This window comes from Paraburkholderia susongensis (assembly GCF_900177725.1).
In the GTDB taxonomy this organism is placed as follows: Bacteria; Pseudomonadota; Gammaproteobacteria; order Burkholderiales; family Burkholderiaceae; genus Paraburkholderia; species Paraburkholderia susongensis.
This window is the reverse complement of record NZ_FXAT01000002.1, coordinates 794,912-817,771: the sequence shown is the minus strand read 5'-3', so window position 1 is coordinate 817,771 and position 22,860 is coordinate 794,912. Positions and strand designations below refer to the sequence as shown.

At 65.1% G+C, this 22,860-nt stretch carries 22 protein-coding genes; 15 read left to right on the top strand and 7 right to left on the bottom strand.

Annotated elements, in window-relative coordinates; genetic code table 11:
• Nucleotides 1-708 precede the first annotated feature (708 nt).
• The 3 genes from B9Z01_RS08755 (at nt 709) to B9Z01_RS08745 (ending at nt 3,074) form a co-directional block, all read left to right on the top strand.
• Entirely contained in the window at nt 709-1,701 is a 993-nt protein-coding gene (locus B9Z01_RS08755) for a GlxA family transcriptional regulator (protein ID WP_085481867.1), read from the top strand.
• A gap of 104 nt (nt 1,702-1,805) precedes the next feature.
• Nucleotides 1,806-2,357, top strand: a complete 552-nt coding sequence (rfbC, locus tag B9Z01_RS08750; RefSeq protein WP_085481865.1) for a dTDP-4-dehydrorhamnose 3,5-epimerase — start codon at nt 1,806-1,808, stop codon at nt 2,355-2,357.
• A gap of 90 nt (nt 2,358-2,447) precedes the next feature.
• Nucleotides 2,448-3,074: a GNAT family N-acetyltransferase gene (locus B9Z01_RS08745; RefSeq protein ID WP_143808865.1), complete on the top strand. Its 627-nt coding sequence runs from the start codon at nt 2,448-2,450 to the stop codon at nt 3,072-3,074.
• Between the two features lie 166 nt (nt 3,075-3,240).
• Here the strand turns inward: B9Z01_RS08745 and B9Z01_RS08740 are convergent, their stop codons facing one another.
• Nucleotides 3,241-3,402, bottom strand: coding sequence for a DUF1328 domain-containing protein (locus B9Z01_RS08740; protein WP_085481861.1), 162 nt, complete (start codon nt 3,400-3,402; stop codon nt 3,241-3,243).
• A gap of 215 nt (nt 3,403-3,617) precedes the next feature.
• Here B9Z01_RS08740 and B9Z01_RS08735 point away from each other — a divergent pair, with 215 nt between their 5' ends.
• Nucleotides 3,618-4,115 (top strand): 2-thiouracil desulfurase family protein, encoded by a 498-nt coding sequence (locus B9Z01_RS08735; protein ID WP_085481859.1) that lies wholly within the window; start codon nt 3,618-3,620, stop codon nt 4,113-4,115.
• A gap of 76 nt (nt 4,116-4,191) precedes the next feature.
• Here the strand turns inward: B9Z01_RS08735 and B9Z01_RS08730 are convergent, their stop codons facing one another.
• Nucleotides 4,192-4,821, bottom strand: a complete 630-nt coding sequence (locus B9Z01_RS08730) for a LysE/ArgO family amino acid transporter (protein ID WP_085481857.1) — start codon at nt 4,819-4,821, stop codon at nt 4,192-4,194.
• A 122-nt stretch (nt 4,822-4,943) separates the two neighbouring features.
• Between B9Z01_RS08730 and B9Z01_RS08725 the strand changes: the two genes are divergently transcribed.
• Nucleotides 4,944-5,837: a LysR family transcriptional regulator ArgP gene (locus tag B9Z01_RS08725; protein ID WP_085481855.1), complete on the top strand. Its 894-nt coding sequence runs from the start codon at nt 4,944-4,946 to the stop codon at nt 5,835-5,837.
• A 63-nt stretch (nt 5,838-5,900) separates the two neighbouring features.
• On the opposite strand, the gene B9Z01_RS08720 is transcribed toward B9Z01_RS08725, so the two are convergent.
• Nucleotides 5,901-6,851 carry a LysR family transcriptional regulator gene (locus tag B9Z01_RS08720; protein ID WP_085481853.1) on the bottom strand — a complete coding sequence of 317 codons (951 nt, stop codon included), beginning with the start codon at nt 6,849-6,851 and terminating at the stop codon, nt 5,901-5,903.
• A 156-nt stretch (nt 6,852-7,007) separates the two neighbouring features.
• On the opposite strand from B9Z01_RS08720, the gene B9Z01_RS08715 reads away from it, so the two are divergent.
• A complete protein-coding gene (locus B9Z01_RS08715) occupies nt 7,008-8,180 on the top strand; it encodes a M20 aminoacylase family protein (protein ID WP_085481851.1) in 1,173 nt (390 codons plus the stop codon).
• A gap of 104 nt (nt 8,181-8,284) precedes the next feature.
• Nucleotides 8,285-9,712, top strand: coding sequence for an MFS transporter (locus B9Z01_RS08710; protein WP_085481849.1), 1,428 nt, complete (start codon nt 8,285-8,287; stop codon nt 9,710-9,712).
• Between the two features lie 24 nt (nt 9,713-9,736).
• Here the strand turns inward: B9Z01_RS08710 and B9Z01_RS08705 are convergent, their stop codons facing one another.
• Both B9Z01_RS08705 and B9Z01_RS08700 read right to left on the bottom strand, forming a co-directional pair.
• Entirely contained in the window at nt 9,737-11,002 is a 1,266-nt protein-coding gene (locus tag B9Z01_RS08705) for an MFS transporter (protein WP_085481847.1), read from the bottom strand.
• A complete protein-coding gene (locus tag B9Z01_RS08700) occupies nt 10,999-12,048 on the bottom strand; it encodes a PRC-barrel domain-containing protein (RefSeq protein WP_085482113.1) in 1,050 nt (349 codons plus the stop codon). Before B9Z01_RS08700 ends, B9Z01_RS08705 begins: the two co-directional genes overlap by 4 nt.
• Nucleotides 12,049-12,477: 429 nt before the next feature.
• On the opposite strand from B9Z01_RS08700, the gene B9Z01_RS08695 reads away from it, so the two are divergent.
• From B9Z01_RS08695 to B9Z01_RS08685, 3 genes are all read left to right on the top strand, one after another.
• Nucleotides 12,478-13,860, top strand: a complete 1,383-nt coding sequence (locus tag B9Z01_RS08695) for an NCS2 family permease (RefSeq protein ID WP_085481845.1) — start codon at nt 12,478-12,480, stop codon at nt 13,858-13,860.
• Nucleotides 13,861-14,096: 236 nt separating this feature from the next.
• Entirely contained in the window at nt 14,097-14,516 is a 420-nt protein-coding gene (locus tag B9Z01_RS08690; RefSeq protein ID WP_085481843.1) for an ArsR/SmtB family transcription factor, read from the top strand.
• A gap of 141 nt (nt 14,517-14,657) precedes the next feature.
• Nucleotides 14,658-15,392 (top strand): DUF899 domain-containing protein, encoded by a 735-nt coding sequence (locus B9Z01_RS08685; protein ID WP_085481841.1) that lies wholly within the window; start codon nt 14,658-14,660, stop codon nt 15,390-15,392.
• 24 nt (nt 15,393-15,416) lie between these two features.
• On the opposite strand, the gene B9Z01_RS08680 is transcribed toward B9Z01_RS08685, so the two are convergent.
• Nucleotides 15,417-15,599 (bottom strand): hypothetical protein, encoded by a 183-nt coding sequence (locus tag B9Z01_RS08680; protein WP_085481839.1) that lies wholly within the window; start codon nt 15,597-15,599, stop codon nt 15,417-15,419.
• Between the two features lie 219 nt (nt 15,600-15,818).
• Complete coding sequence (locus tag B9Z01_RS08675) at nt 15,819-16,745, bottom strand: NAD-dependent epimerase/dehydratase family protein (RefSeq protein ID WP_085481837.1); 927 nt, start codon at nt 16,743-16,745, stop codon at nt 15,819-15,821.
• A gap of 105 nt (nt 16,746-16,850) precedes the next feature.
• Here B9Z01_RS08675 and B9Z01_RS08670 point away from each other — a divergent pair, with 105 nt between their 5' ends.
• The 5 genes from B9Z01_RS08670 (at nt 16,851) to B9Z01_RS08650 (ending at nt 22,833) form a co-directional block, all read left to right on the top strand.
• The gene (locus B9Z01_RS08670; RefSeq protein WP_085481835.1) at nt 16,851-17,774 is read left to right on the top strand and encodes a LysR family transcriptional regulator; all 924 of its coding nucleotides are present in this window, start codon (nt 16,851-16,853) and stop codon (nt 17,772-17,774) included.
• A 370-nt stretch (nt 17,775-18,144) separates the two neighbouring features.
• Nucleotides 18,145-19,665: a histidine ammonia-lyase gene (hutH, locus tag B9Z01_RS08665; RefSeq protein ID WP_085481833.1), complete on the top strand. Its 1,521-nt coding sequence runs from the start codon at nt 18,145-18,147 to the stop codon at nt 19,663-19,665.
• A 25-nt stretch (nt 19,666-19,690) separates the two neighbouring features.
• Nucleotides 19,691-20,386, top strand: a complete 696-nt coding sequence (gene hutC, locus B9Z01_RS08660) for a histidine utilization repressor (protein ID WP_085481831.1) — start codon at nt 19,691-19,693, stop codon at nt 20,384-20,386.
• A gap of 63 nt (nt 20,387-20,449) precedes the next feature.
• Complete coding sequence (gene hutU / locus B9Z01_RS08655) at nt 20,450-22,138, top strand: urocanate hydratase (RefSeq protein WP_085481829.1); 1,689 nt, start codon at nt 20,450-20,452, stop codon at nt 22,136-22,138.
• A 2-nt stretch (nt 22,139-22,140) separates the two neighbouring features.
• The gene (locus B9Z01_RS08650) at nt 22,141-22,833 is read left to right on the top strand and encodes a HutD/Ves family protein (RefSeq protein ID WP_244195960.1); all 693 of its coding nucleotides are present in this window, start codon (nt 22,141-22,143) and stop codon (nt 22,831-22,833) included.
• Nucleotides 22,834-22,860: the final 27 nt, after the last annotated feature.

The window sequence follows — 22,860 nt, the reverse complement described above, 5'->3', positions numbered from 1 at the left end:
GTCCCACCGTGCGCCGTTGCAACCTGGAAGGTTGCAGCGGCGCATCTCCACGCCCCTCAACACCTGTTGATTGCTGCACCGCATTCAATCATCTGATCTTTAATCGTCTCCCCGCGCATATTGGTTTAAGTCAGACGAAAAAAGCCTCGATGTTTCAATATAGAAACATTTTTGGATGTTTAATAAATCTGCATTTAAATATTGATTCGGTGTGATTTGAAATAATTTCGATGCGGCTCATTGTTCGAGCCATGAATTGCCGCTTTGCGAATAAGAAATACCGGTTGATCGATCACCATAAGATCAATTTTCAGTTCAGATCTGAAACACTTTTGAACTGCCGGAGAAGCGGGCGGATGTGCGCGAATCAGCGCGATTCGCATTATCGTAAAGTTCGGTGGAATTCACGAAAAGGCCTTCTGTAAGGGCTCTGCGCTATGATGCTGGCAATGCCGCGCGGGCAGCTTCGCGATGGCGGTACAGTGGCGCGGTGCGCTCATATCAAAGCCGCAATAGCGGTTTTCTTCATACATTCGCTTTCGTGATGAAATCCGTTTTTCAAATTTACTAGCGCGATCCATTCCGCTAACATCAACCTCAATCGTTTAAACGGCAGCGTTGCTGGTCTCGGCCGTAATAATTCATTCTCTCGTTCCGTCCAGGTACGGGGCCTCGGGGTCCACGACATCTGACCGTTTGGGGAAAATCATGCCGCAAATGCATCTTGATACAGCGAGAATTACGTGGCTACACACGCCGGCCTTGAACGTCCGTACTGCGGCGCGGCGAATCGGCATCCTGCTGTTCGACGGTTTCTGGCTGCTCGGTCCCGGCACCGTGGTCGAAATGTTCCAGAGCGCGAATGAGCTGTCGGACACGCGCGGCGGCGAAGATCCGCCGTACGAAGTGCAGTTTCTGTCGATGGACGGCGGCAACGTCGCGAGTTCCTCATTGGCGCGAATCTGGACCGACCGGATCGACACGCGTTTCAGCAGCGGCTTCGACGTGCTGTTCATCGCGGGCGGTTCCGGCGCGCATGCGGCCGCGCGCGACGAGCGCCTGCTCAACTGGCTGCGAGTGGTGCAATCGCGCACGCGAGCAATCGAAACGATCGGCGAGGGCCGGCTGGTGCTCGAAGCCGCCGGTCCCACCGAGCACGACGGCCTGATGAACCGCTATCCGGGCGCCGTCGCGAGCGAAGGCGCGTTCAGCGCGGCCAACGACCGCAACGACTGCGCCCGCTGCGCGCTGATGTTCATCAAGCGCGACCTCGGCGCCGAACTCGCGCGCAGCGTCGCCGATCGAGTGATGCCCGACATGGCCGCGACGTGGGTGCCGCTGCCGGCCGAAGGCGGCACGCTCAGCGTCGCCGAGAAAATTCGCGCGGCCGCGCGCTGGATGGAGGCGAATTGCGACCGTCCGGTGTCGGTCGCCGACGCCGCGCAGGTCGCCGCGATGAGCGAGCGCAATTTCCTGCGCCGCTTCAAGCACGAAATGCAGGTCACGCCATCCGACTACCTGTTGCAGGTGCGGCTGCGCATCGCGTGCAACTTCCTGACGGAGACCGAATTGCCGGTCGACAAGATCGCGCGGCGCAGCGGCACCGGCAACGGCGATCGTCTCGCGAAGATTTTCCGCAAACGCATGGCGCTGTCGCCAACCGAGTATCGCGCTCGCAGCCGGGCGGCCATCGAGGCCTAGCATGACTGCATAGCGTGCATGCGCGCACGCGCTTCGTCCGTTGAACGCGGCTGAGATGGGCAGCCGCATTCGCACGGGCCAGCCTTCTTACGAGCACAGTGGCGATGGGCAACAAGGTCATGGCGACGGCATTGCCGGAGGTGAAACTCATCGAGCCGGAAGTGCTCGGCGACGAGTTCGGCTTCTGCTTCGAGAGCTTCAGCGAGGACGAGTTTGCGGACGACGTCGCGCAAGGTTTCAGCTTCGTGCAGGACCGCCATTTGCGCGCGGTGCATGGCGTATTGCGCGGCCTGCATTATCAGGTGCAGCGTCCCCAGGGGCGGCTCGTGCGCGTCGTGCGCGGCGAAGTGTTCGACGTCGCGGTCGACGTGCGCCTCAATTCGCCGAGCTTCGGCAAATGGAGCGGTGAGCATCTGAGCGACGCCAACCAGCGGCAGATCTGGGTGCCGCCCGGATTCGCGCACGGCTTCGTCGTGCTGTCGGACGTCGCCGAGTGCGTCTGGAAAACGACGGAGTACTGGTTTCCCGAACTCGAGCGCTGCATCCTGTGGTGCGATCCCGACATCGGCATCGAGTGGCCGATCGACTTCGAGCCGATCCTCGGCAACAAGGATGCCGCGGGCCGGCGTCTCTACGAAGCGGAAAACATCGCGTGATTTGCATGTGAGTTTTTACGACATTTTTTCTTGAGACGCTCACGGGCGAAACCTACACTTCGGGCATCCTGTTACCACGAGGTGCTCAACGTGACGCGTCGCGTAATCAAGCAAGCCGTTCCCGTTCGCTATGTGTGTCATGGCATCGGCCATGTCGAATTGCGCCGCTTCGACGCGTCGCGCGAGTCGTTCGTTGCCTTGACGGCGATGCTGCATCGCGCGTTCGCGTCGCTCGGCGCGCAAGGGCTCAACTGCACGTGCGTGGATCAGACCGTCGAGACGACGCGCCAGCGCGCAATGCGCGGCGATTGCTATGTGGCGGTGTGCGAAGGGCGCATCGTCGGCACGATGACGCTATATGCTTCGGATCGCGAAGCATCGTGCGAGCTGTACCGGCACGACGACGTCGCGAGCTTGCGGCAGTTTGCGGTCGAGCCCGCATGGCAGGCGCGCGGCATCGGCAGCTTGCTGATCGCGTTCGCCGAGCACTGGGCCGCGACGCGCGGCTATGCGGAGCTCGCGCTCGATACGCCGCAGCCCGCCACGCATCTGATCGCGTTTTATCGCGGGCAGGGGTTTCGTATCGTCGATTTCACACGCTTCGAAGGCAAGCGCTACGACAGCGCGATTCTGAGCAAGCCGCCGGTCGCGACGCGCACGCTCGCGAACTGGTCGCAGCGCCTGCGCGCAACGCCGCCCATCGCGCACGCGGCCTGACGCCGCGCTCGATGCGCTACAGGATGTGAGCGGAAAAGTTCGCAAAAACAGGAGGAAGCCCGATGCGGCGGCAACTATTGCAATACGATGCGGGCAAGTATTGCAACGGGGCGCTGCCGGAGCGCATCGGGCAGGCGTAGATACACCTCGGCGCTGCCTGCAACGGTCAGCGTCGAATCACGCCCATTAGCAGGGTGACGAGGAAGATCACCACGAAGATGAAGAACAGCACCTTGGCGATTTCCGTCGCGCCTGCGGCGATGCCGCCAAAGCCGAACACCGCGGCGATGATGGCGATGATGAAGAAAATGACAGCGTATCGAAGCATGGTGCCTCCACCGGTGGATTGTTGAAATGACGTTGAAACGGCGGCCCGTGGCAGGCGTTTCATGCCTTCACGGGTGAGGTGCCGGCAAGCGGATTTCAGCAATAGGTGTGCCCAGCTTCATTACAATCGATGCCCTGAAGCCTATTCACCCGAGCGGCGCCCGCCAGGGCGCACTCATCGGGCACGAATCGAGTACTCATCGAGCACGCACCATCATGTTGAAAATTCTGGTCAGCGCCTGTCTTGCCGGGCATCCGGTCCGCTATAACGGCGCGGCTCGAACCGTACGCGATGCGTGGCTCGCGCGCTGGCGCGACGAAGGCCGTCTCGTGATCGTGTGTCCGGAGGTGGCGGCCGGATTGCCGACTCCGCGGCCGCCCGCGGAAATCGAATTGCGCCGCGGCGGCGTCGATGTGCTGAATCACGCTGCGTCGATTTACGACAACACAGGCGCGGACGTGAGTGCGCTTTTCATTGCAGGCGCGCGCTATGCGTTGCAGCGCGCGCAAGCGGAGAACTGCCGCTATGCGTTGCTCGCCGATGGCAGTCCGTCGTGCGGCAGTACGTTCATCCATGACGGGAGTTTCAGCGGCGCGACGCATGAGGCCGAGGGTGTCACCGCGACGCTGCTGCGGCAGCACGGTATTCGTGTATTCGCCGAATCGCGGATCGCCGATCTTGCCGAGGCCATCGCGCTCGACGCAAACGTGTAGCGCGGACGGCCAGGGCGTTGTGCGCCCCGGGCCGAAGAACGTTCGAGGCGCTGTTCGCGGTTGATCGCAACCGTGCTCAACGCAACTGCGTCACCGCCAGCAGCAGCACCATGCTGCCGATCGCGCCATCGAGCACGCGCCACGCAGTCGCGCGGCGAAACAGCGGCGCGAGCAGGCGCGCGCCATAGCCGAGGCCGACGAACCAGACCGCGCTGACCGCCATCGCACCGAGTGCGAACGCGAGCCGCGCGCCTTGCGGCTCGCGCGCACCGGCCGTGCCGATCAGCAGGAAAGTGTCCAGATACACGTGCGGATTGAGCCACGTGAACGCGAGCGTCATGAGCACGATGGGCAGCGCGCGTTGCGTGGACGGCGTACCGTGCGTGGTGTCACCTGCCGATCCATCGAGCACCGCATGCCCCGGCCGGACCGCGCGGCGCAGCGCGCTGATGCCGAACCATGCGAGATACGCAAGCCCGACATACAGCATCGCGTGCACGAACCTCGGGTAGCGCTCCATCAGCACCGACGCTCCGCCGACGCCCGCGCCGATCAGAATGAAATCCGACAGCGTGCACAGCAGCACGATCTTGCCGACATGCGAGCGCATGATGCCCTGACGCAGCACGAAGGCGTTCTGCGCGCCGATCGTCACGATCAGCGATGCGCACAGGGCAGCGCCATGAGAAAAGGACAGCCAGTTCATAAACGGTCCAAAGACGGAGAAAGGGGAAGAGGGGGATAGACGGAAAAATCGAACAGCGCTAGTCTGCGGTTTTGCGGTTCATAAGAGAAGCTAATTTACTTAATGCAGATTAAGGAACGCTAATGCTGGACTATGCGCTGCTCGATGCGCTGGCCGCCGTGGTGCGCCACGGCTCGTTCGACCGTGCCGCGAGCGAACTCAATATCACGCCGTCCGCGGTGTCGCAGCGGGTCAAGCTGCTCGAGGAGCGGGTCGGCAGCGTGCTCGTGAAGCGCGGCCAGCCGTGCGTCGCGACGACCTCGGGCGCGCTGCTGTGCCGCCATACCGAGCGCGTGCAACTGCTCGAAGCGGAGCTGAACGGCCGGCTGCCGGCGCTGCCCGGCGCGCTCGTCGAAGCGTGGCCGGCGCTTCGTGTGGCCGTCAACGACGACAGCGTCGGCACGTGGTTCATCGACGCGGTCGCGCCGTTTTGCGTCGAACGCGAGATGCTGCTCGATCTCGTGATCGACGATCAGGACTACACCGCGCAGCGGATTCGCGACGGCAGCGTGCAGGGCGCCATCACGACGCAGGCCGAACCGGTGCAGGGTTGCCGCTCGACGCGGCTCGGGCGCATGCGCTATCTCGCGGTCTGCTCGCCCGCGTTTCGTGAGCGCTATTTCGCCGACGGCGTCACGCGCGAGAGCTTGCGGCGCACGCCGTGTGTCGACTTCAATCCGAAGGATCAGCTGCAGAAGCGCTTCATGCGGCGCATCACGCGCGCGGAACTCGATCCGCCGCTGCACTGGATTCCGCACGTCGCCGGTTTTTTGCGCGCATGCGTGATGAGCCTCGGCTGGGGCATGTGTCCCGAGCGGATGGTGGCAGGGCACCTGGCGCGCGGCGAACTGGTGGAAATCGCGCGAGGCAAGCACATCGACGTCGATCTGTACTGGCAGAGCTGGCGTTTGTCGATCGGCTGGCTCGACGACTTCAGCGCGATGCTGAGAAAGCGCGCGGTGGAGTTTCTCGACTGATCCGACGCGAAGCCGAGATGGGTTCACGACGGGCTCACGACGGGCTCATGAAGGACTCGCGAACTACAGCAGCAGCTCGATCGAATGAAACAGCCGGCGTTGCTCAGGGTCCTGCGAGCGCGCGCCTTCGTCGATCGTCTCGCGCAGGCAGTCGAGAAAACAGGTGGCCGCAGGGCTCACCGGCGCGCCGCGGCGCGACGTGATGCTGACGATGGTTTCGTCGACCGTCTCGCGCAGCGGCAACGCCCACAGGTTTTCCTTCGCGAGCGTCACTTCGACGAGCGGCCACGGGAAGATGCTCAGCATGTCCGTGCGCGCGAGCAGACCGAGCACGATCGCGAGCGAATGCGCGAGCAGGATCGTGCCCGGCACGCGCATGCCGCGCTTGCGGAACAGATTGTCCGCCATCGACTCGCGGCTGGCGGGGTCCCAGTTCAGCACCCATTCCGCGTGTTCGAGTTCGAGCAGCGTGCGGCAACCGGCCTTCGGATGATCGCGCCGCGCGACGACCGCCGAATGCGTCGAAAAGAGCGGCACGTTGTGAAATTCCGACTGCGGCGAAGCGGGCGGCGGCCGGCCGATCGAGAAATCGAGGCTGCCGTCGCGCAGGCGCGGCTGCACGACCGCGAGCAGACCCTCGAAGAATTCCAGCTGCACGTCCGGCATGCGCTGGCGAAAGCGCTGCACGGCAGGCGGCAGGAAGGTCAGCGCGACCCACGGCGTCACGCCGATCGACAGCTTGCCCGCGACCGTGCCGCGCAACGCCTCGATCTCGGCTTCCGCGCGCTGCAGTTGACCGAGCACGAGCCGCGCATGCACGACGAGCGCGCGGCCGAATTCGGTGAACGCGACGCCGCTCGCGCCGCGCACGACGAGCGGCGCGTGCAGGTCGGCTTCGAGTTCGCGCATCGCCTTCGTCACGGCGGCCGGCGAAAGTCCCAGCGAGCGGGCGGCGGCCCGGATGCTGCCGGTATCGGCAATCGCCGCGAGCGTATTGAGTTGATGCAGTTTCATCTGACTGAGCCGCCCGATCGTGGCAAGCGGGGAAGCGATCCCCTAGTGGCAACCCGGAGTGGCAACCACCGGTTGCCGCCGCAACGATTCTACGCCTGCCGCCGGAATATCGGCGTGGTTATGCTCGGTTCACGTTGACATGGAAGGAGACGGTACGTGAACACGATGGTCATTCCGGCGGGCATCGCCGAACTCGAAGACGAAATGATCGCGCTGCGGCGCAGTATCCACGCGCAGCCGGAACTGGCCTACGAGGAGTTCGCAACCAGCGATCTGGTCGCCGAGCGCCTGCAGGCGTGGGGCTATACGGTGCAGCGCGGCATGGGGCAGACCGGCGTGGTCGGCCAGTTGAAAGTGGGTAACGGCACGCGCCGGCTGGGCCTGCGCGCCGACATGGACGCGCTGCCGATTCACGAAACCACCGGCCTGCCGTACGCGAGCAAGGTGCCCGGCAAGATGCACGCATGCGGCCACGACGGCCACACGGCGATGCTGCTTGCGGCGGCGAAGCATCTGGCGCGCGAGAAATGCTTCGACGGTACCTTGAATCTGATTTTCCAGCCGGCTGAAGAAGGTCTCGCCGGAGCGAAGAAGATGCTCGAGGACGGCCTGTTCGAGCGCTTCCCGTGCGACGCCGTGTTCGCGATGCACAACATGCCGGGCTTTCCGACCGGCAAGTTCGGCTTCCTGCCGGGCTCGTTCATGGCCTCGTCGGATACGGTCGTCATTACGGTGACGGGGCGCGGCGGTCACGGCGCGGTGCCGCACAAGGCGGTCGATCCGGTCGTCGTGTGCGCGCAGATCGTGCTCGCGTTGCAGTCCATCGTGTCGCGCAACATCGCGCCGCTCGACATGGCGATCATCACGGTCGGCGCGATTCACGCGGGCGAAGCGCCGAACGTGATTCCGGAGACGGCCGAGATGCGCCTGTCGGTGCGCGCGCTGCGGCCCGAGGTGCGCGACTATCTGCAGGAGCGCATCACGGCAGTCGCGACCGCGCAGGCGGCCGTGTTCGGCGCGCGCGCCGAGGTCGACTATCAGCGCCGCTATCCGGTGCTCGTCAACGATGCGGAAATGACCGCGCTCGCGCGCCAGGTCGCGCTCGACTGGCTCGGCGAGGATGGTCTGATCCGCGAGATGCAGCCGCTCACCGGCAGCGAAGACTTTGCATTCCTGCTCGAACGCTGCGCGGGCAGCTACCTCATCATCGGCAATGGCGACGGCGAGGGCGGCTGCATGGTGCATAACCCCGGCTACGACTTCAACGACGATTGCCTCGCCACCGGCGCGGCTTACTGGGTGAAGCTCACGCAGACGTTTCTGGTTTGACGCGGGGGTGTCGCGGGCCGTCGCCGCAAGCCGCGCGCGAGCGGCTCGTGGCGACGGCCCGCGCGAGCGCTTTGCGCCGCAGGAAGAACACGATGGAGACACAGATGGACTATTCCGCCACACCGCGGCCCGCGGGTGCCAACTCGCTCGACCCACTCGACGCGCTCGATGCGCAGGGCCGCGCGAATCTCGCCGGTGCATCGGCCACCACGTCGGCCACCGCATCGGCCGCCGCCGAACCAGGCACGCAACCCGTAAAACGTCTGCACCAGGCCAAGGCGATTGCCGCGATCACGCTCGGCAACGGCCTCGAGTTTTTCGATTTCACGATCTACAGCTTCTTCGCGACGATCATCGGCAAGCTGTACTTCCCGGTCGAAGGCCAGCTCGCGCAGCTGATGCTCGCGGTCGGCACGTTCGGCGTCGGCTTCATCATGCGTCCGGTGGGCGGTGTCGTGCTCGGCGGTTATGCGGATCGCGCGGGGCGCAAGGCGGCGATGAGCCTGACGCTGTGGCTGATGACGCTCGGCTCCGCGATCATCGCGTTTGCGCCGACGTATGCGGCGATCGGCGTGGCCGCGCCGCTGCTCGTGATTCTCGCGCGGCTGATTCAGGGCTTTGCGCTGGGCGGTGAGATCGGCGCATCGACCTCGCTGCTGCTCGAATACGGCAGTGACAAGACGCGTGGCTTCTACGGCAGCTGGCAGTTCGTGAGCCAGGGCTTGAACACGGTGTGCGGGTCGCTGCTCGGCGTCGCGCTGGCCGCGACGTTGTCCCAAACCGCGCTCGAAAGCTGGGGCTGGCGCGTGCCGTTCGTGATCGGCATGGCGATGGGGCCGATCGGCATCTATATCCGGCGTCATCTCGACGAGACGCTGCCCGGTGTCGAAGATGCCGCGCAGGTTGCCGCGAAGCCCGCCTCGCAACCGGTCCGCGACCTGTTCCGCGATCACGCCCGCTCGATCACGACCGGTGTGCTGACGACGATCGGCGGCACGGCGGCGAACTACATCGTGCTGTTCTATCTGTCGACCTACGCGATCCGCATCCTGCATCTGCCGATGGTGTCGGCCTTGTGGGCCGCGTGGACCGGCGCGGTGGTCACCGTGATCTGCTCGCCGTTCGCGGGCACGCTGTCCGATCGCATCGGCCGCAAGCGCGTGCTGTGGGTGTCGCGCGTGCTGCTGATTCTGGCGGTCTATCCGGCATTCATGGCGATCAACGCGTCGCCGACGGTGCCGGTGCTGCTGTCGGTCGTGGCGGTGCTCGCGGTGCTCGTCACGTTCACCGCCGTGCCCAATATCGTGATGCTGCCGGAGCTGTTTCCGCGTGCGATCCGCGCGACCGGCATGTCGATCGTCTACTGCCTCGGCGTGTCGATTTTCGGCGGCTTTGCGCAGTTCTTCGCGACCTGGCTGATCCAGATTTCCGGCAGCAACCTCGCGCCGGCCTGGTATCTGATCGGCTGCAGCCTCGTGTCGCTGTTGCCGCTGCCGTTCATGCGCGAGACCGCGGGCCGGGCGATCGATTGAGGTGAGCGTGGCGGCGCGTTGAGGTCATCTCAGCGCCGACTCTCCGTGATCCGTCACCGGTGCGTCGCCGCCGTCGCCGTTACTGGCTGTCGCGTCGCGCGTTTCGGGCATCGCCGCCCATACGAGCAGCACGGCGAGCGCGCCCGCTGCCGCGAGACCGAAGAAGCTCACCGCATTGCCGAAATGATCGGCGATGAAGCCCGCCGCCGTCGTGCTCAGCGTCGCGCCGATGCCGGCCGCGAGTCCGAAGAGACCAATACACAGGTTGTAGCGGCCCTTGTCGCCGGCCACGTCGGCGGCGATCAGCGGCAGCATCACGCCGAACACCGCGGCGCTCAGGCCGTCGAGCACCTGCACCGGCACGAGCAGATACGGACTGCTGATGCCCGCGAACAGCAGCGCGCGAACCGGCAGCGCGGAGAAGCCGAGCAGCAGGATCGGCCGGCGCCCCCAGCGTTCGGCCGAGCGTCCGACCCACGGTGACATCATCGCGACGATCGCCTGCGGCACGATGATGCACGCCGCGATCACGAGCTGCACGTTGTCGCCCATGCCGGCCGTCACTTCGCCGGCGGCGAGGTTCAGCATCGCCGCATTCGACAGATGGAACAGCACGATGCACGCCGCGAACAGCAGCATGCGCCTGTCGCGCAGCAACGCGCGCAGGCTCTCGCGGCGCTCGAGCTGCTGCGGCGTCGGCGCGGCCTTCGGCAGCTCGATCGTGTCGGTGCGCTGGATCATCGACAGCGCGATCAGCGCGGGGACAGCGAGCGCGGCGGTCAGCCAGAACACCGCGCGCGGCGAATAGTATTCGCCGAACAGACCCATCAAACCGGCCGCGACCGCGCTGCCGATCGACGCCCAGCGCGCGTTGCGCCCGAGCCGGTCGCCGAGATTCGCGCGCCCGACGAGCGCGAACGAGATCGCGGCGAGCGCCGGCGTCAGCATGCAGCTCGCGAAGCCGTGGAACACCTCGGCGGCGATCACCGGCAGCACGGTCGGGCTCGCCGCGAGCAGCACCGCGCTCAGGATGATCGCGATGATGGCCCACGCGGCCGCACCCTTCTTGTTGCGCAGCGCGTCGACCGCGGCGCCGCCCGGCACCTGGCTCACCATCGCGCTGATGGTCCCGACCGACAGCACCATGCCGATCTCGCCCTGGGTCCATTTATGCGACGCGAGATACGACGCGATGAACGGCCCGAAGCCTGTCTGCACGTTGGCGACGAAGAAATTCAGCCAATCGAGCGCGCGCAGGCTGCGCGCCGTGACCAGAGTGCGGCCCGTCATCGGACCGCCTGTGCGTTGGAAACCGCCACGGCCTTCGAGGCGGCCGCCGGCGCCGCGGCGGCAGCGGGTGGTGCCGACGCGGCTGGAGCAGCGGACACGGCAGGCGCGGCGGGTGGCGCCGGCGATACCGCGCGGATCGGCTTGTCGCTCGCGTAGGGCGGCGCCGCGTTGATCTGCGCGTCGCTCAGATCGATCAGCGGATGCAGTTCCTTGTCGCGCGTGACGAAGTGCAGCGCCGACCAGTTCGCGGCGATCGTGCGCCGGTCGGGGCTGACCATCCCGCTCACGTCGAGCACGACCGCCTGCGGCTGCGCATTGCCGTCGATCAGCACGTCGATCACGCGGCCCACCTTCGCGCCGTTCGCGCGCTCGACGGTGGCGTCGATCAGCGGCAACTGCACGGCATCGGACTTGCCCGTGGTCGCCGGCACAGCCGCCGCGTTCAGCGTGATCGGTGCGGTTTTCGCGCTCGGCGTGAAGTGGAATGCGCTCCACGGGAAGTTCACCTTGCGGTCGCCGACGCCGAGAAAGCCCTGCAGATTGACGACCATCTCGCGCGGCTTGCCGGCCGCATCGGTGGTCATGTCGACCGCGCGGCCGACCACCTTGCCGTCGGGCTTCTGCACTTCGCTGTCGAGCAGCGTGCGCGCCTCGCTGCGCTCGATCGTGCGCAGCACGATCAGCGGCGGCGGCGGGGGAGGCGGCGGCGCGGGCGCGGCGACGGGCGGCGGCGGCTCGACCTTGTGCGGCCTCACGATCGGCTTTCTCGGCTTCTTCGGCTGCCCAGGCTCCTCGTTCGCCGCGCTCTCGACCGGCTCCGGCGCGGAAGCGGCTACTGGAGCGCTCGCGGGCTCGACGGGCATCACGGTCGCATCGACGATCGGCGCCTGCTGCGTACCCCACAGCAGGCTGCTGCAACCGGAGAGCGCGGCCAGCGTCAGCAGCGCGGCCACGGCGAGCAACAGGCGCAGCGAATGAAGCGAACAAATCCGGTAAAGCGGGTGAATCGGCAGACGCCAGGCAGGGCGCGGAAAACCGCCAGTCATCAGGAAAAACTCCATGGGCCGGTGCGGACGGGCGCGATGAGCCGCCGCGGTTGGGACAGGTACGGGCCAGAGTTTAACCTGCGCTGCGGTGCGGCCCGGTTTCTCCAGCGGTTTCTCCGGCCGTTTCGCGGGCGCTTGCGCGGCATTGATACGGCATGGCGCGCGCCGCGCCCCCGCGAAAGCCTTACAGATCCTCATGGCAGGCCGTAGGTGTAAACGCGCGGAGCGCCTGCGCGGCTCGCCGTCCTGCAAACGATATAAGTCTCGTGACATGTCCAGCATGCCATTCATGCGATTGGAGACATATTTGTGTTGCCCTACATTTCGAGGCAGAAAAGGCGGCACCCACACTAAACAAATCCACGAGACGAACCTGATGATGGCCGCCACGGCGGCCGTTTCAGCACGCTGATAAAGGAGGCACTCATCATGATGGAACCCCAGGCCCTCGCAAATTCCGAGGTCGCGACCGAATCGTTCGACTCGAAGGGCTTTCTCGATCGCTATTTTGAAATTTCCGCACGCGGCAGTTCGCAGCGCCAGGAAATCGTCGCGGGCGTAACGACCTTTCTCGCGATGGTCTATTCCGTGTTCGTCGTGCCGGGCATGTTCGGCAAGGCGGGCTTCGACACGAGCGCGGTGTTCGTGGCCGTGTGCCTGACCACCGCGTTCGGCTCGCTGCTGATGGGCGTGTGGGCGCGTCTGCCGATCGCAATCGGCTGCGCGATCTCGCTGACCGCGTTCACCGCATTCGGCCTCGTGCTCGGCAAAGGGCTGCATCCGAACGTCGCGCTCGGCGCGGTGTTTCTAATGGGCGTCGTGTTCACCGCGATCTCGGTGACGGGCGTGCGCTCATGGATCCTGCGCAATCTGCCGACCGGCATCGCGCATGGCACGGGCATCGGCATCGGTCTCTTTCTGCTGTTGATCGCGGCCAACGACGTCGGCCTCGTCGTCAAGAATCCGGGCGCCGGCCTGCCGGTCTCGCTCGGGCATCTGACGGCGTTGCCGGCGCTGATGTCGGTCGCGGGGCTCGCCGCGATTTTCGGGCTCGTGCGGCGCCGCGTGCCCGGTTCGATCCTGATCGTGATCGTCGCGATTTCGGCGATTGCACTCGCGATCGATCCGGCTGTGTCGTTTCACGGCGTGTTCGCGGTGCCGTCCTTGAGCGCGCCGGGACATGCGTCGCTGATCGGTGCGATGGACGTGAAGGGCGCGCTGTCGATGGCCGTGTTGCCGAGCGTGCTCGCGCTCGTGATGACTGCCGTGTTCGACGCGACCGGCACGATTCGCGCGGTGGCGGGGCAGGCAGGCCAGCTCGACGCGAACGGCCGCATCATCAACGGCGGCCGCGCGTTGACCGCCGATTCGCTCAGCTCGGTTTTCTCGGGTCTGCTCGGCGGCGCGCCGGCGGCTGCGTATATCGAATCGACGGTCGGCGTGGCAGCGGGTGCGAAGACCGGGATGGCGGCGGCGGTGGTCGGCGTGCTGTTTCTGGTCGTGATGTTCTTCTCGCCGCTCGCCGGTCTCGTGCCTTCGTATGCGACGGCGCCCGCGCTCATGTACGTCGGCCTGCTGATGCTCTCGAACGTGAGCAAGCTGCATATGGACGACATGGTCGACTCGATGTCGGGTCTCGTGTGCGCGGTGTTCATCGTGCTGACCGCGAACATCGTGACCGGCATCATGCTCGGCTTCGCGACGCTCGTGATCGGGCGCGTCGTGAGCGGCGAGTATCGCAAGCTCAATGTCGGCACGGTGGCGATTGCGGTTGTGCTGGTTGGGTTTTATCTGGGCGGTTGGGCGATTTGAGCGGGATGCGCCCGGTTTGGCTTCAGGGCAGATAGTCGGTTGTTCTCCAGGTTGACGCGGTGCGTTGCGGGTTTTCATCCGAGGCGCGCCGCGTATCTTTTTCGTTCCGCTTCATTCCGTTCCCATTCCGTTTTTTCTCCCGGTTTTTTATGGCGGTTCGCGCGTGATGTACGCACGCTTCGCGAAAATGCATACCTGTCCTTGACTTTCGCGCGCGCGTTTCTAAACTTAACCTCATGGTTAAGTTTGAGGGCATCATGCTCGACCGCACGTTCGCAGCGTTGTCGGACCCCACGCGGCGCGCGTTGCTTGCGCGTCTGTCGGAACGCGATCTGTCGATCAGCGAACTCGCGCAGCCGCTTGCAATGTCCCTGCCCGCGGTGATGAAACACGTCGACGTTCTGTGCTCGGCGGGTCTCGTCACGCGCAGCAAGACAGGGCGCACGGTTGCGTGCCGGCTTTGCGCGGGGCCGATGCAGGAGGCGATGCAATGGCTCGGCCGCTATGAGCGCTTCTGGTCCGCGTCGCTCGACCGTCTTGCGGCCTTTGTCGAAGAAGAGTCCGATCCTGTTGCGCCAGAAGATGGCGTGACCGCGTCGCGCTCGACAAGGCCTGCCGCGATGCGTGGCCGTCGCGCGAAGAAGGCCGGCGGCTGATGTTCACGCACGAACGTCTCGCTGGCGAGACGCACTGCAACCGTAACGCCGCATGAGCCGAATCAGTTCGAACGGTCCTGTATCCGGTTCCGTTCGGGATGTGCCTGGGTCAACCCGCAGCACGCGGGAAAGGAGACGCAGATGGAACCGCAACACCGCATTGGTACGAAAGAGGAGTGGCTGGCCGCCAGCCGCGCGCTGCTCGCCGAAGAAAAAGCGCACATGCGCGCCGGCGACGAACTCGCCCGCAAGCGCCGCGCGCTACCGTGGGTCAAGGTCGAGAAGACCTATGCGTTCGATACGCCGCAGGGCCGCAAGACGCTCGCCGATCTGTTCGACGGCCGCAGCCAGTTGATCGTCTATCACTTCATGCTGGGGCCGGACTGGCAGGAGGGCTGTGTCGGCTGCTCGTTCCTGTCGGATCACATGACCGGCATCGTGACGCATCTCGAACATCACGACGTGAGCTATGTGACGGTATCGCACGCGCCGCTCGTGAAGATCGAGGCGTTCAAACGGCGCATGGGATGGACCTTTCCGTGGGTGTCGTCGAGCGGCGGCGATTTCAATTTCGACTACCACGTGTCGTTCACGCCCGAGCAACTGGCAAGCAAAAACGCGTTCTACAACTTCATCGAACAGGACGTCGGCATCGACGAACAGCACGGCCACAGCGTGTTTTACAAGGACGAAAACGGCGACGTGTACCACACGTATTCATGCTACGGACGCGGCGACGAGCGTTTCGTCGGCGTCTACGCGCATCTCGACATCGCGCCGAAGGGCCGCAACGAGGAGAGCAATCTGACCGACTGGGTCAGGTATCACGACCGTTACGAGGATGAGCCGCAGGGCGGTTGCCCCGCGTGCGGTTAGTGAGGGGCTAGAGGCATGAGCGCGTCATAGCGCCATGTCGAAGGCGGGTTTGAGGAACAGCTCCATCGCCATCACGGCGAGGCTCATCGCGGCCGCGGCGAGGGTCAACACGCCGTATTCGTCGTAGCGCGCGTCGTAGAGGCACGCTATGACGAACAGAATCGCCAGCAGGTTGGTCAGCCAGTAGAAATTCAGCGCGAAAGTCATCGATCGGATCCGGGCTCAGGTGCGAGACGGACGGTCGAATCGCACGATCAGTTGGGCGCGATTCTATCGAAATGAGCTTACGGATTCGCAACGGCTGCGCTTACACAGATTACGCTTTGGAGGCCGCCCCGCAGGGGCGGCCGGAAGAAGTTCTCTTGAGGGACGCTCCGAAGAAGTCCTTCTGAAGGCCGCCCTTTCGGCCGTCCGGTCAAGACACTCTCAGGACGCCTTTTCCGGCGACAGCATCTCACGCTCGATCCACTCGATCACCGAAGTACGGCGCGGCTGCCACCCCAGCAGTTTGCGCGCGCGTTCACCACGCACGCGGCTGTTCGAGCCGAGTCCATACGACGCCATCTCATAGCCCCATTCCTGTTTCGCCTCTTCGAGCGGCCAGTCTTGCGGAGTGCCGAGCTTCATCGCCCGCGCGATCGCGGCGCTCATGTCGCGGAACGACGCCTCACCGCTTTCGACGAAATAGAACGTACCGGCAGGCGTTTTTTCGAGCGCGAGACGATACAGCTCGGCGACGTCGTCGATATGCACGTTCGACCAGACGTTGCCGCCGCTGCCCACGTGCCGCACCACGCCGCTTTTCTGCGCCTGGCGCACGAGCCGCGGCAGTTGCACGCTCGCGCTGCCCGCCACCGCGCCGTGGCCGTAGATCAGCGTGTTGCACAGCACGGCCGCGCGAATGTTCCGTTGCGCCGAGTCGAGCACGAGCTGATCGATCGCGACGCGCGCGGCCTTGTCGGCGGTCGGCGCGGGCAGCGCGTCTTCGTGATAGATGCGGGCTCCATTTGCGTCACTCGCGGCCTCGCCGCCCGACGCATCGCCGACGATGCTCGAACCGCTCGTATGCAGAAACACTTTGCCGGAGCCGGCGAGCCCGTCGATCAGCGCGCGCACCGCGCCTTCGTGATCGCTGCTCGCGGTGTTGATGACGGCGTCGGCCGCTTGCGCCTCGGCGATCAGCAACGCGCGGTCGTCGAGCGTGCCGACGACCGGCTCGATGCCGAGCCGCTGCAACTCGGCGCTCAATTCGGGCTTGCGGATCAGACCGCGCACATGATGACCGGCGCGCACGAGATGCGCCGCGATCGAGCCGCCGATAAAACCGCTTGCGCCTGTAACAAAAATCTTCAAGACGTTCTCCCTGATGGAAAGACGAGGACAGGCCTGCAGTATCGCTCGTACGGATTTTCGCAAAAAGCGTGTTAGTCTCAAATCAATCTTGACTCGAAATCAACAATGAAAACGTCCACCGACGAGTTGCTCGTGTTCGTCACCGTGATCGACAGCGGTTCGATCACCGCGGCGGCCGAGAAACTGGGGCAGACCGTCTCCGGTGTGAGCCGCGCGCTCACGCGCCTCGAACAGAAGCTCGATACCGCGCTCGTGCGGCGCACGACGCGGCGTCTGCATCTGACCGAGGAAGGCGACGCGTTTCTGCGGCGCGCCCGCGCGATTCTCGATGCGCTCGAAGAGGCCGAGGAGTCGGTTGCGCGCGGCCGCGAACGGCCGTCGGGGCGTTTGCGCGTCGATGCGGCGTCGCCGTTCATGCTGCATTGCGTGGCGCCGCATATGACCGCGTTTTCCGCGCTGTATCCGGAGATCCGGCTCGAGCTGACGAGCAGCGAGCGGATCGTCGATCTGCTCGAACAGAAGGTGGACATCGCGATTCGCATCGGCGTGCTGCAGGACTCGACGCTGCATGCGCGCGCGCTCGGCAGCAGCAAGCTGCGCGTGCTTGCGAGCCCGGCGTATCTCGCGCAATACGGCGAGCCGACGACGATCGACGCGCTGCGCGCGCATCGGCTGATCGGCTTCACGGCGCCGGAGCATCTGAACCGCTGGCCGCTGCGGGAAGGGGGCAAGAGGCGAAAGGCCGGCAAGGGTCACGAGAGCGAAGCCCCGGCGCTGAAGATCGAGCCGTCGATCACGGCGTCGAGCGGCGAGACGCTGCGGCAACTGGCGCTCTCGGGCTGGGGCATCGCCTGTCTCGCCGACTTCATGACCGCCGCCGACGTGCGCGAAAAGCGCCTGGTGCCGATTCTCGGCAACCTGCTCGTCGACGAACGGCAGCCGGTGAACGCGGTGTACTACCAGAGCGCGTCGCTCGCCGGGCGGGTGCAGTGCTTTCTGGATTTCATCGCGGCGAGGGTCAGGCTTTAGGGGGCGGCTCCAACGGCCAGCCATTACCACGCACATCTCCAGCAGGCTTTTTGCACCCCGGGCCGGCTCTCCTATAACTCTTATATCGGCCCGGGCGGCTCGCCGCCGCGCCGGGGCCGGCGCATCTCCGGCTACACGGCGCGCGAACACAAAGGTGTATATACAAGTTCAGAGGCAACGCCGCGCCACCCAGTGTCCGGCGGATGCTCAACGGCCCACGCACGGCCCAGCCACAAGCACTCGGGCGTACTGCCTCGAAGGACGCTGGGAATAATGGAAATCCCCAGGCCCGAAATCCTGAAAAAGAAGTTGTATATACAAGAACGCCAAGCTAGACTTATTTGAACTTGTATAGACAGGACGACACACCATGATTCTGAAGCCCGGCCACCTGAGCCTTCCGCAACTGCGCCAGATCGCGCGTGAACAGGTCACGCTGCAACTCGATCCCGCGAGCCACGCCGCCATCGACGCCTGCGCGCAGGCCGTCGCCGACATCACCGCCAAGGGCGAGCCGGCCTACGGCATCAACACCGGCTTCGGCCGCCTTGCCAGCACGCATATCCCGCGTGAGCAGCTCGAACTGCTGCAGCGCAATCTGGTGCTGTCGCACGCAGTCGGCGTGGGCGAGCCGATGTCGCGTCCGGTCGTGCGTCTCCTGATGGCGCTCAAGCTCTCGAGCCTCGGCCGCGGCCACTCGGGCATCCGCCGCGAAGTCATGGAAGCGCTGATCGCGCTGTTCAACGCCGACGTGCTGCCGGTGATTCCGGTCAAGGGTTCGGTTGGCGCATCGGGCGACCTCGCGCCGCTCGCGCATATGTCGGCGGTGCTGCTCGGCGTCGGCGAAGTGTTCGCGAAGGGCGAACGCATGCCGGCTACCGAAGGCCTCGCACTCGTCGGCCTGAAGCCGCTCACGCTGCAGGCGAAGGAAGGTCTCGCGCTGCTCAACGGCACGCAGGCGTCCACCGCGCTCGCGCTCTACAACATGTTCGCAATCGAAGACCTGTACCGCACGGGTCTCGTGGCCGGCGCGCTGTCGGTCGATGCGGCGATGGGCTCGGTCAAGCCGTTCGATGCACGTATTCATGAACTGCGCGGTCATCAAGGCCAGATCGATGCTGCCGCGGCTTACCGGTCGCTTCTGCAAGGCTCGGCGATCAACGTTTCGCACGCTGATTGCGACAAGGTGCAGGACCCGTACAGCCTGCGCTGCCAGCCGCAGGTGATGGGCGCGTGTCTCGACCAGATGCGCCACGCGGCGCAAGTGCTGCTGCTCGAAGCGAACGCGGTGTCCGACAATCCGCTGATTTTCCCGGACACCGGCGAAGTGCTCTCGGGCGGTAATTTCCACGCCGAGCCGGTCGCTTTCGCTGCCGACAACCTCGCGCTCGCCGTCGCGGAAATCGGCGCGCTCGCCGAGCGCCGTATCGCGCTGCTGATCGACGCGACGCTGTCGGGCCTGCCGCCGTTCCTCGTCAGGGATGGTGGCGTGAACTCCGGCTTCATGATCGCGCACGTTACGGCTGCCGCGCTCGCGTCGGAGAACAAGACGCTCGCGCATCCGGCTTCGGTCGATTCGCTGCCGACTTCGGCGAACCAGGAAGACCACGTGTCGATGGCGACGTTCGCCGCGCGCAAGCTTGGCGACATCGCCGAGAACACCGCGAACATCCTCTCGATCGAACTGCTCGCCGCCGCGCAGGGCGTCGATCTGCGCGCGCCGCACAAGACCAGCCCGAGCCTGCAGAAGGTCATGGACGTGGTGCGCAAGAACGTGCCGCACTACGAGCTCGATCACTACTTCGCACCGGACATCGCGGCTGTCACGAAGCTCGTGCAGGACGGCACGATCGCGAAGCTGAGCCCGTTGTCGTTCGTGTCCGAGCAGTAAGTCGCCGGACACACGGATCAGGCCAATGAACGCACCGGCTTATCAGGGCATCAAGGACTTCATCCTCTCGCGCATTCATGCGGGCGAGTGGGCCGAAGGCGACCAGGTGCCCTCCGAAAACGAGCTTGCGCGCGAGTTCAACGTCGCGCGCATGACGGTCAACCGCGCATTGCGCGAGCTGACCTCGGAGCAGGTGCTCACGCGTGTGCAAGGCTCGGGCACGTTCGTCGCCCGTCCCAAGTACGAATCGACGCTGGTCGCGATCCGCAGCATCTCCGATGAAATCGTCGCGCGCGGTCATCGCTATCACGCGCAGGTGCTCAACATCGGCGCGAGCATTACCGATGCCGCGCTCGCCGAAGAAATGCAGGTGAGTGCGGGCAGCCCCGTGTTTCACTCGCGCCTGCTGCATTTCGAAAACGACGAGCCGGTGCAGCTCGAAGAGCGCTGGGTGAATCCGGCGGTCGCGCCCGAATACGCGTTGCAGGACTTCACGAACACGACGCCGAACCAGTATCTCGTGCGCGTGGCGCCGCTGCAGCGGGTCGAGTACCGCATCGAAGCGCTGGCGGCGGACGACATCACGCGCGAGTTGTTGAGCATGAGTGAACGCGAGCCGTGCCTGGTCCTGCACCGGCGGACGTGGTCGCAAAGCCAGGTCGCCTCGATCGCCAATCTGTGGCATCCAGGCAGCCGCTACCGCTTCACTGGACATTTCTGATTCTGGTTTTTCAGCATCACTGAATTTCTTTATCGAACAGCTTCAAGCATCCCGAGGGACATCATGAACAATCCTAAGCATATCGATCCGCGTCTCGACCCGACCCGCACGATCCGCGCACCGCGCGGCGCGGAAAAGACCTGCAAGACCTGGATCGCCGAAGCCGCGTACCGGATGATCCAGAACAATCTGGATCCCGAAGTAGCCGAGCACCCGCACGCGCTCGTCGTGTACGGCGGCATTGGCCGCGCCGCGCGCAACTGGGATTGCTTCGACCAGATTCTCACGTCGCTGAAGGACCTGAACGAAGACGAAACGCTGCTGATTCAATCGGGCAAGCCGGTCGGCGTGTTCCGCACGCATGCGGACGCCCCGCGCGTGCTGCTCGCGAACTCGAACCTAGTGCCGCACTGGGCGACGTGGGAACACTTCCACGAACTCGATCGCAAGGGCCTCATGATGTACGGCCAGATGACCGCGGGCAGCTGGATCTACATCGGCAGCCAGGGCATCGTGCAGGGCACCTACGAGACCTTCTTCTCGGTGGCGAACCAGCACTTCAACGGCGACCCCAAGGGCCGCTGGATCCTGACGGGCGGCTTGGGCGGCATGGGCGGCGCGCAGCCGCTCGCCGCGACGATGGCAGGCTTCTCGATGATCGCGGTCGAATGCGACGAGACGCGCATCGACTTCCGTCTGAAGACGCGCTACGTCGATAAGAAAGCGAAGACGCTCGACGAAGCGCTCGCGATGCTCGACGAAGCGAAGCGCGCCAGCAAGCCGGTGTCGGTCGGCCTGCTCGGCAATGCCGCCGACGTGTTCGCCGAGTGCGTCGCGCGCGGCATCACGCCGGACTGCGTGACCGACCAGACGAGCGCGCACGATCCGATTCACGGCTACCTGCCGCAGGGCTGGACGGTCGAAGACTGGCGCGAGCGTATGAAGACCGCGCCGGAAAGCATCGTCACGCCCGCCAAGCAGTCGATGGCCAAACAGGTGCAGGCGATGCTGACGTTGCAGGAACGTGGTGCGGCGACGCTCGACTACGGCAACAACATCCGCCAGATGGCGCTCGAAATGGGCGTGGAAAACGCGTTCGATTTCCCGGGCTTCGTGCCCGCGTATATCCGCCCGCTCTTCTGCGAAGGCAAGGGTCCGTTCCGCTGGGTCGCGCTGTCGGGCGATCCTGAGGATATCTACAAGACCGATGCGAAGGTCAAGGAGTTGATCCCCGACGATCCGCATCTGCACAACTGGCTCGACATGGCGCGCGAGCGTATCGCGTTCCAGGGTCTGCCGGCGCGTATCTGCTGGGTTGGCGTGAAGGATCGCTATCGTCTCGGCCAGGCGTTCAACGAGATGGTCAAGAACGGCGAGCTGAAGGCGCCGATCGTGATCGGCCGCGATCACCTCGACACCGGTTCGGTCGCGAGCCCGAATCGCGAAACCGAGTCGATGAAAGACGGCTCGGACGCGGTCAGCGACTGGCCGCTGCTCAACGCGCTGCTCAACACGGCAGGCGGTGCGTCGTGGGTCTCGCTGCATCATGGCGGCGGGGTCGGCATGGGCTTCTCGCAGCACTCGGGCGTAGTGATCGTCGCGGACGGCACCGATGCCGCGCACCAGCGCCTCGGCCGTGTGCTGCTGAACGACCCGGCCACTGGCGTGATGCGTCACGCGGATGCGGGCTATGAACTCGCGCAGCAGACCGCGCGCGAAGCGGGCCTCAATCTGCCGATGCTGGGCCGCTGATCGTGGCCGTTGTTGACGGCGTGAGCGGTGTTCGCGGCGTTGGCGGCACGGCCATCGTCACGCTGATTCGCGGCGCTGACCTCGTGGCCGCGCCGTGGAAAAACGGCGGCGGGATCACGCGCGAAGTGGCCGCGTTTCCGTCGCAGGACGGCGGGCAGAGCGCAGGGCCTGGCGACTTCGTGTGGCGCGTGAGCGTCGCCGACGTCGCGCAGGCCGGGCCGTTCTCACGCTTCGACGGCGTCGACCGGACGCTCGTGCTGTTGTCCGGCGCGGGCATGCTGCTCGATGAATTGGATGGTGCACAGGTCGTGAAGTCGCACGCATTGAAAGAAGCGTTCGACATCGCGCGCTTCGACGGCGAGGCGCGCATCGACGCCCGGCTCGTCGACGGCGCGACGCGCGACTTCAACCTCATGGTGCGGCGCGACTTCGCGCAGGGTGCGCTCGAAGTGTGGCGATGCGAAGCGCAGTCGGCTGCATCGCGCATGCTCGAGGGCGACGTGGCGCTGCTGTTCTGCGCAAGCGGTTCGGTCGCGCTCACGCTCGAGGGTGCGCAGAGTGCGGAGAGTGCGGCAAAGCCGCTGCAACTCGAAACCGGCGACACGCTGCGCATCGACACGCCGAACACACTGGCTTGCGCGCTCGAAGGCACGGGCGCGTTGCTCGCGATCAGCATCCGCTATACGCGACGATGATTCCGCTGACCCAGAATCGCAGGCGCG

Excerpts from the sequence above, each read along its gene's own strand:
- B9Z01_RS08755 (WP_085481867.1), top strand. The coding sequence starts at position 709 with ATGCCGCAAATGCATCTTGATACAGCGAGAATTACGTGGCTACACACG.
- rfbC (WP_085481865.1), top strand. The coding sequence starts at position 1,806 with ATGGGCAACAAGGTCATGGCGACGGCATTGCCGGAGGTGAAACTCATC.
- B9Z01_RS08740 (WP_085481861.1), bottom strand. The coding sequence starts at position 3,402 with ATGCTTCGATACGCTGTCATTTTCTTCATCATCGCCATCATCGCCGCG.
- B9Z01_RS08735 (WP_085481859.1), top strand. The coding sequence starts at position 3,618 with ATGTTGAAAATTCTGGTCAGCGCCTGTCTTGCCGGGCATCCGGTCCGC.
- B9Z01_RS08730 (WP_085481857.1), bottom strand. The coding sequence starts at position 4,821 with ATGAACTGGCTGTCCTTTTCTCATGGCGCTGCCCTGTGCGCATCGCTG.
- B9Z01_RS08725 (WP_085481855.1), top strand. The coding sequence starts at position 4,944 with ATGCTGGACTATGCGCTGCTCGATGCGCTGGCCGCCGTGGTGCGCCAC.
- B9Z01_RS08720 (WP_085481853.1), bottom strand. The coding sequence starts at position 6,851 with ATGAAACTGCATCAACTCAATACGCTCGCGGCGATTGCCGATACCGGC.
- B9Z01_RS08710 (WP_085481849.1), top strand. The coding sequence starts at position 8,285 with ATGGACTATTCCGCCACACCGCGGCCCGCGGGTGCCAACTCGCTCGAC.
- B9Z01_RS08705 (WP_085481847.1), bottom strand. The coding sequence starts at position 11,002 with ATGACGGGCCGCACTCTGGTCACGGCGCGCAGCCTGCGCGCGCTCGAT.
- B9Z01_RS08700 (WP_085482113.1), bottom strand. The coding sequence starts at position 12,048 with ATGACTGGCGGTTTTCCGCGCCCTGCCTGGCGTCTGCCGATTCACCCG.
- B9Z01_RS08695 (WP_085481845.1), top strand. The coding sequence starts at position 12,478 with ATGATGGAACCCCAGGCCCTCGCAAATTCCGAGGTCGCGACCGAATCG.
- B9Z01_RS08690 (WP_085481843.1), top strand. The coding sequence starts at position 14,097 with ATGGTTAAGTTTGAGGGCATCATGCTCGACCGCACGTTCGCAGCGTTG.
- B9Z01_RS08685 (WP_085481841.1), top strand. The coding sequence starts at position 14,658 with ATGGAACCGCAACACCGCATTGGTACGAAAGAGGAGTGGCTGGCCGCC.
- B9Z01_RS08680 (WP_085481839.1), bottom strand. The coding sequence starts at position 15,599 with ATGACTTTCGCGCTGAATTTCTACTGGCTGACCAACCTGCTGGCGATT.
- B9Z01_RS08670 (WP_085481835.1), top strand. The coding sequence starts at position 16,851 with ATGAAAACGTCCACCGACGAGTTGCTCGTGTTCGTCACCGTGATCGAC.
- hutH (WP_085481833.1), top strand. The coding sequence starts at position 18,145 with ATGATTCTGAAGCCCGGCCACCTGAGCCTTCCGCAACTGCGCCAGATC.
- hutC (WP_085481831.1), top strand. The coding sequence starts at position 19,691 with ATGAACGCACCGGCTTATCAGGGCATCAAGGACTTCATCCTCTCGCGC.
- hutU (WP_085481829.1), top strand. The coding sequence starts at position 20,450 with ATGAACAATCCTAAGCATATCGATCCGCGTCTCGACCCGACCCGCACG.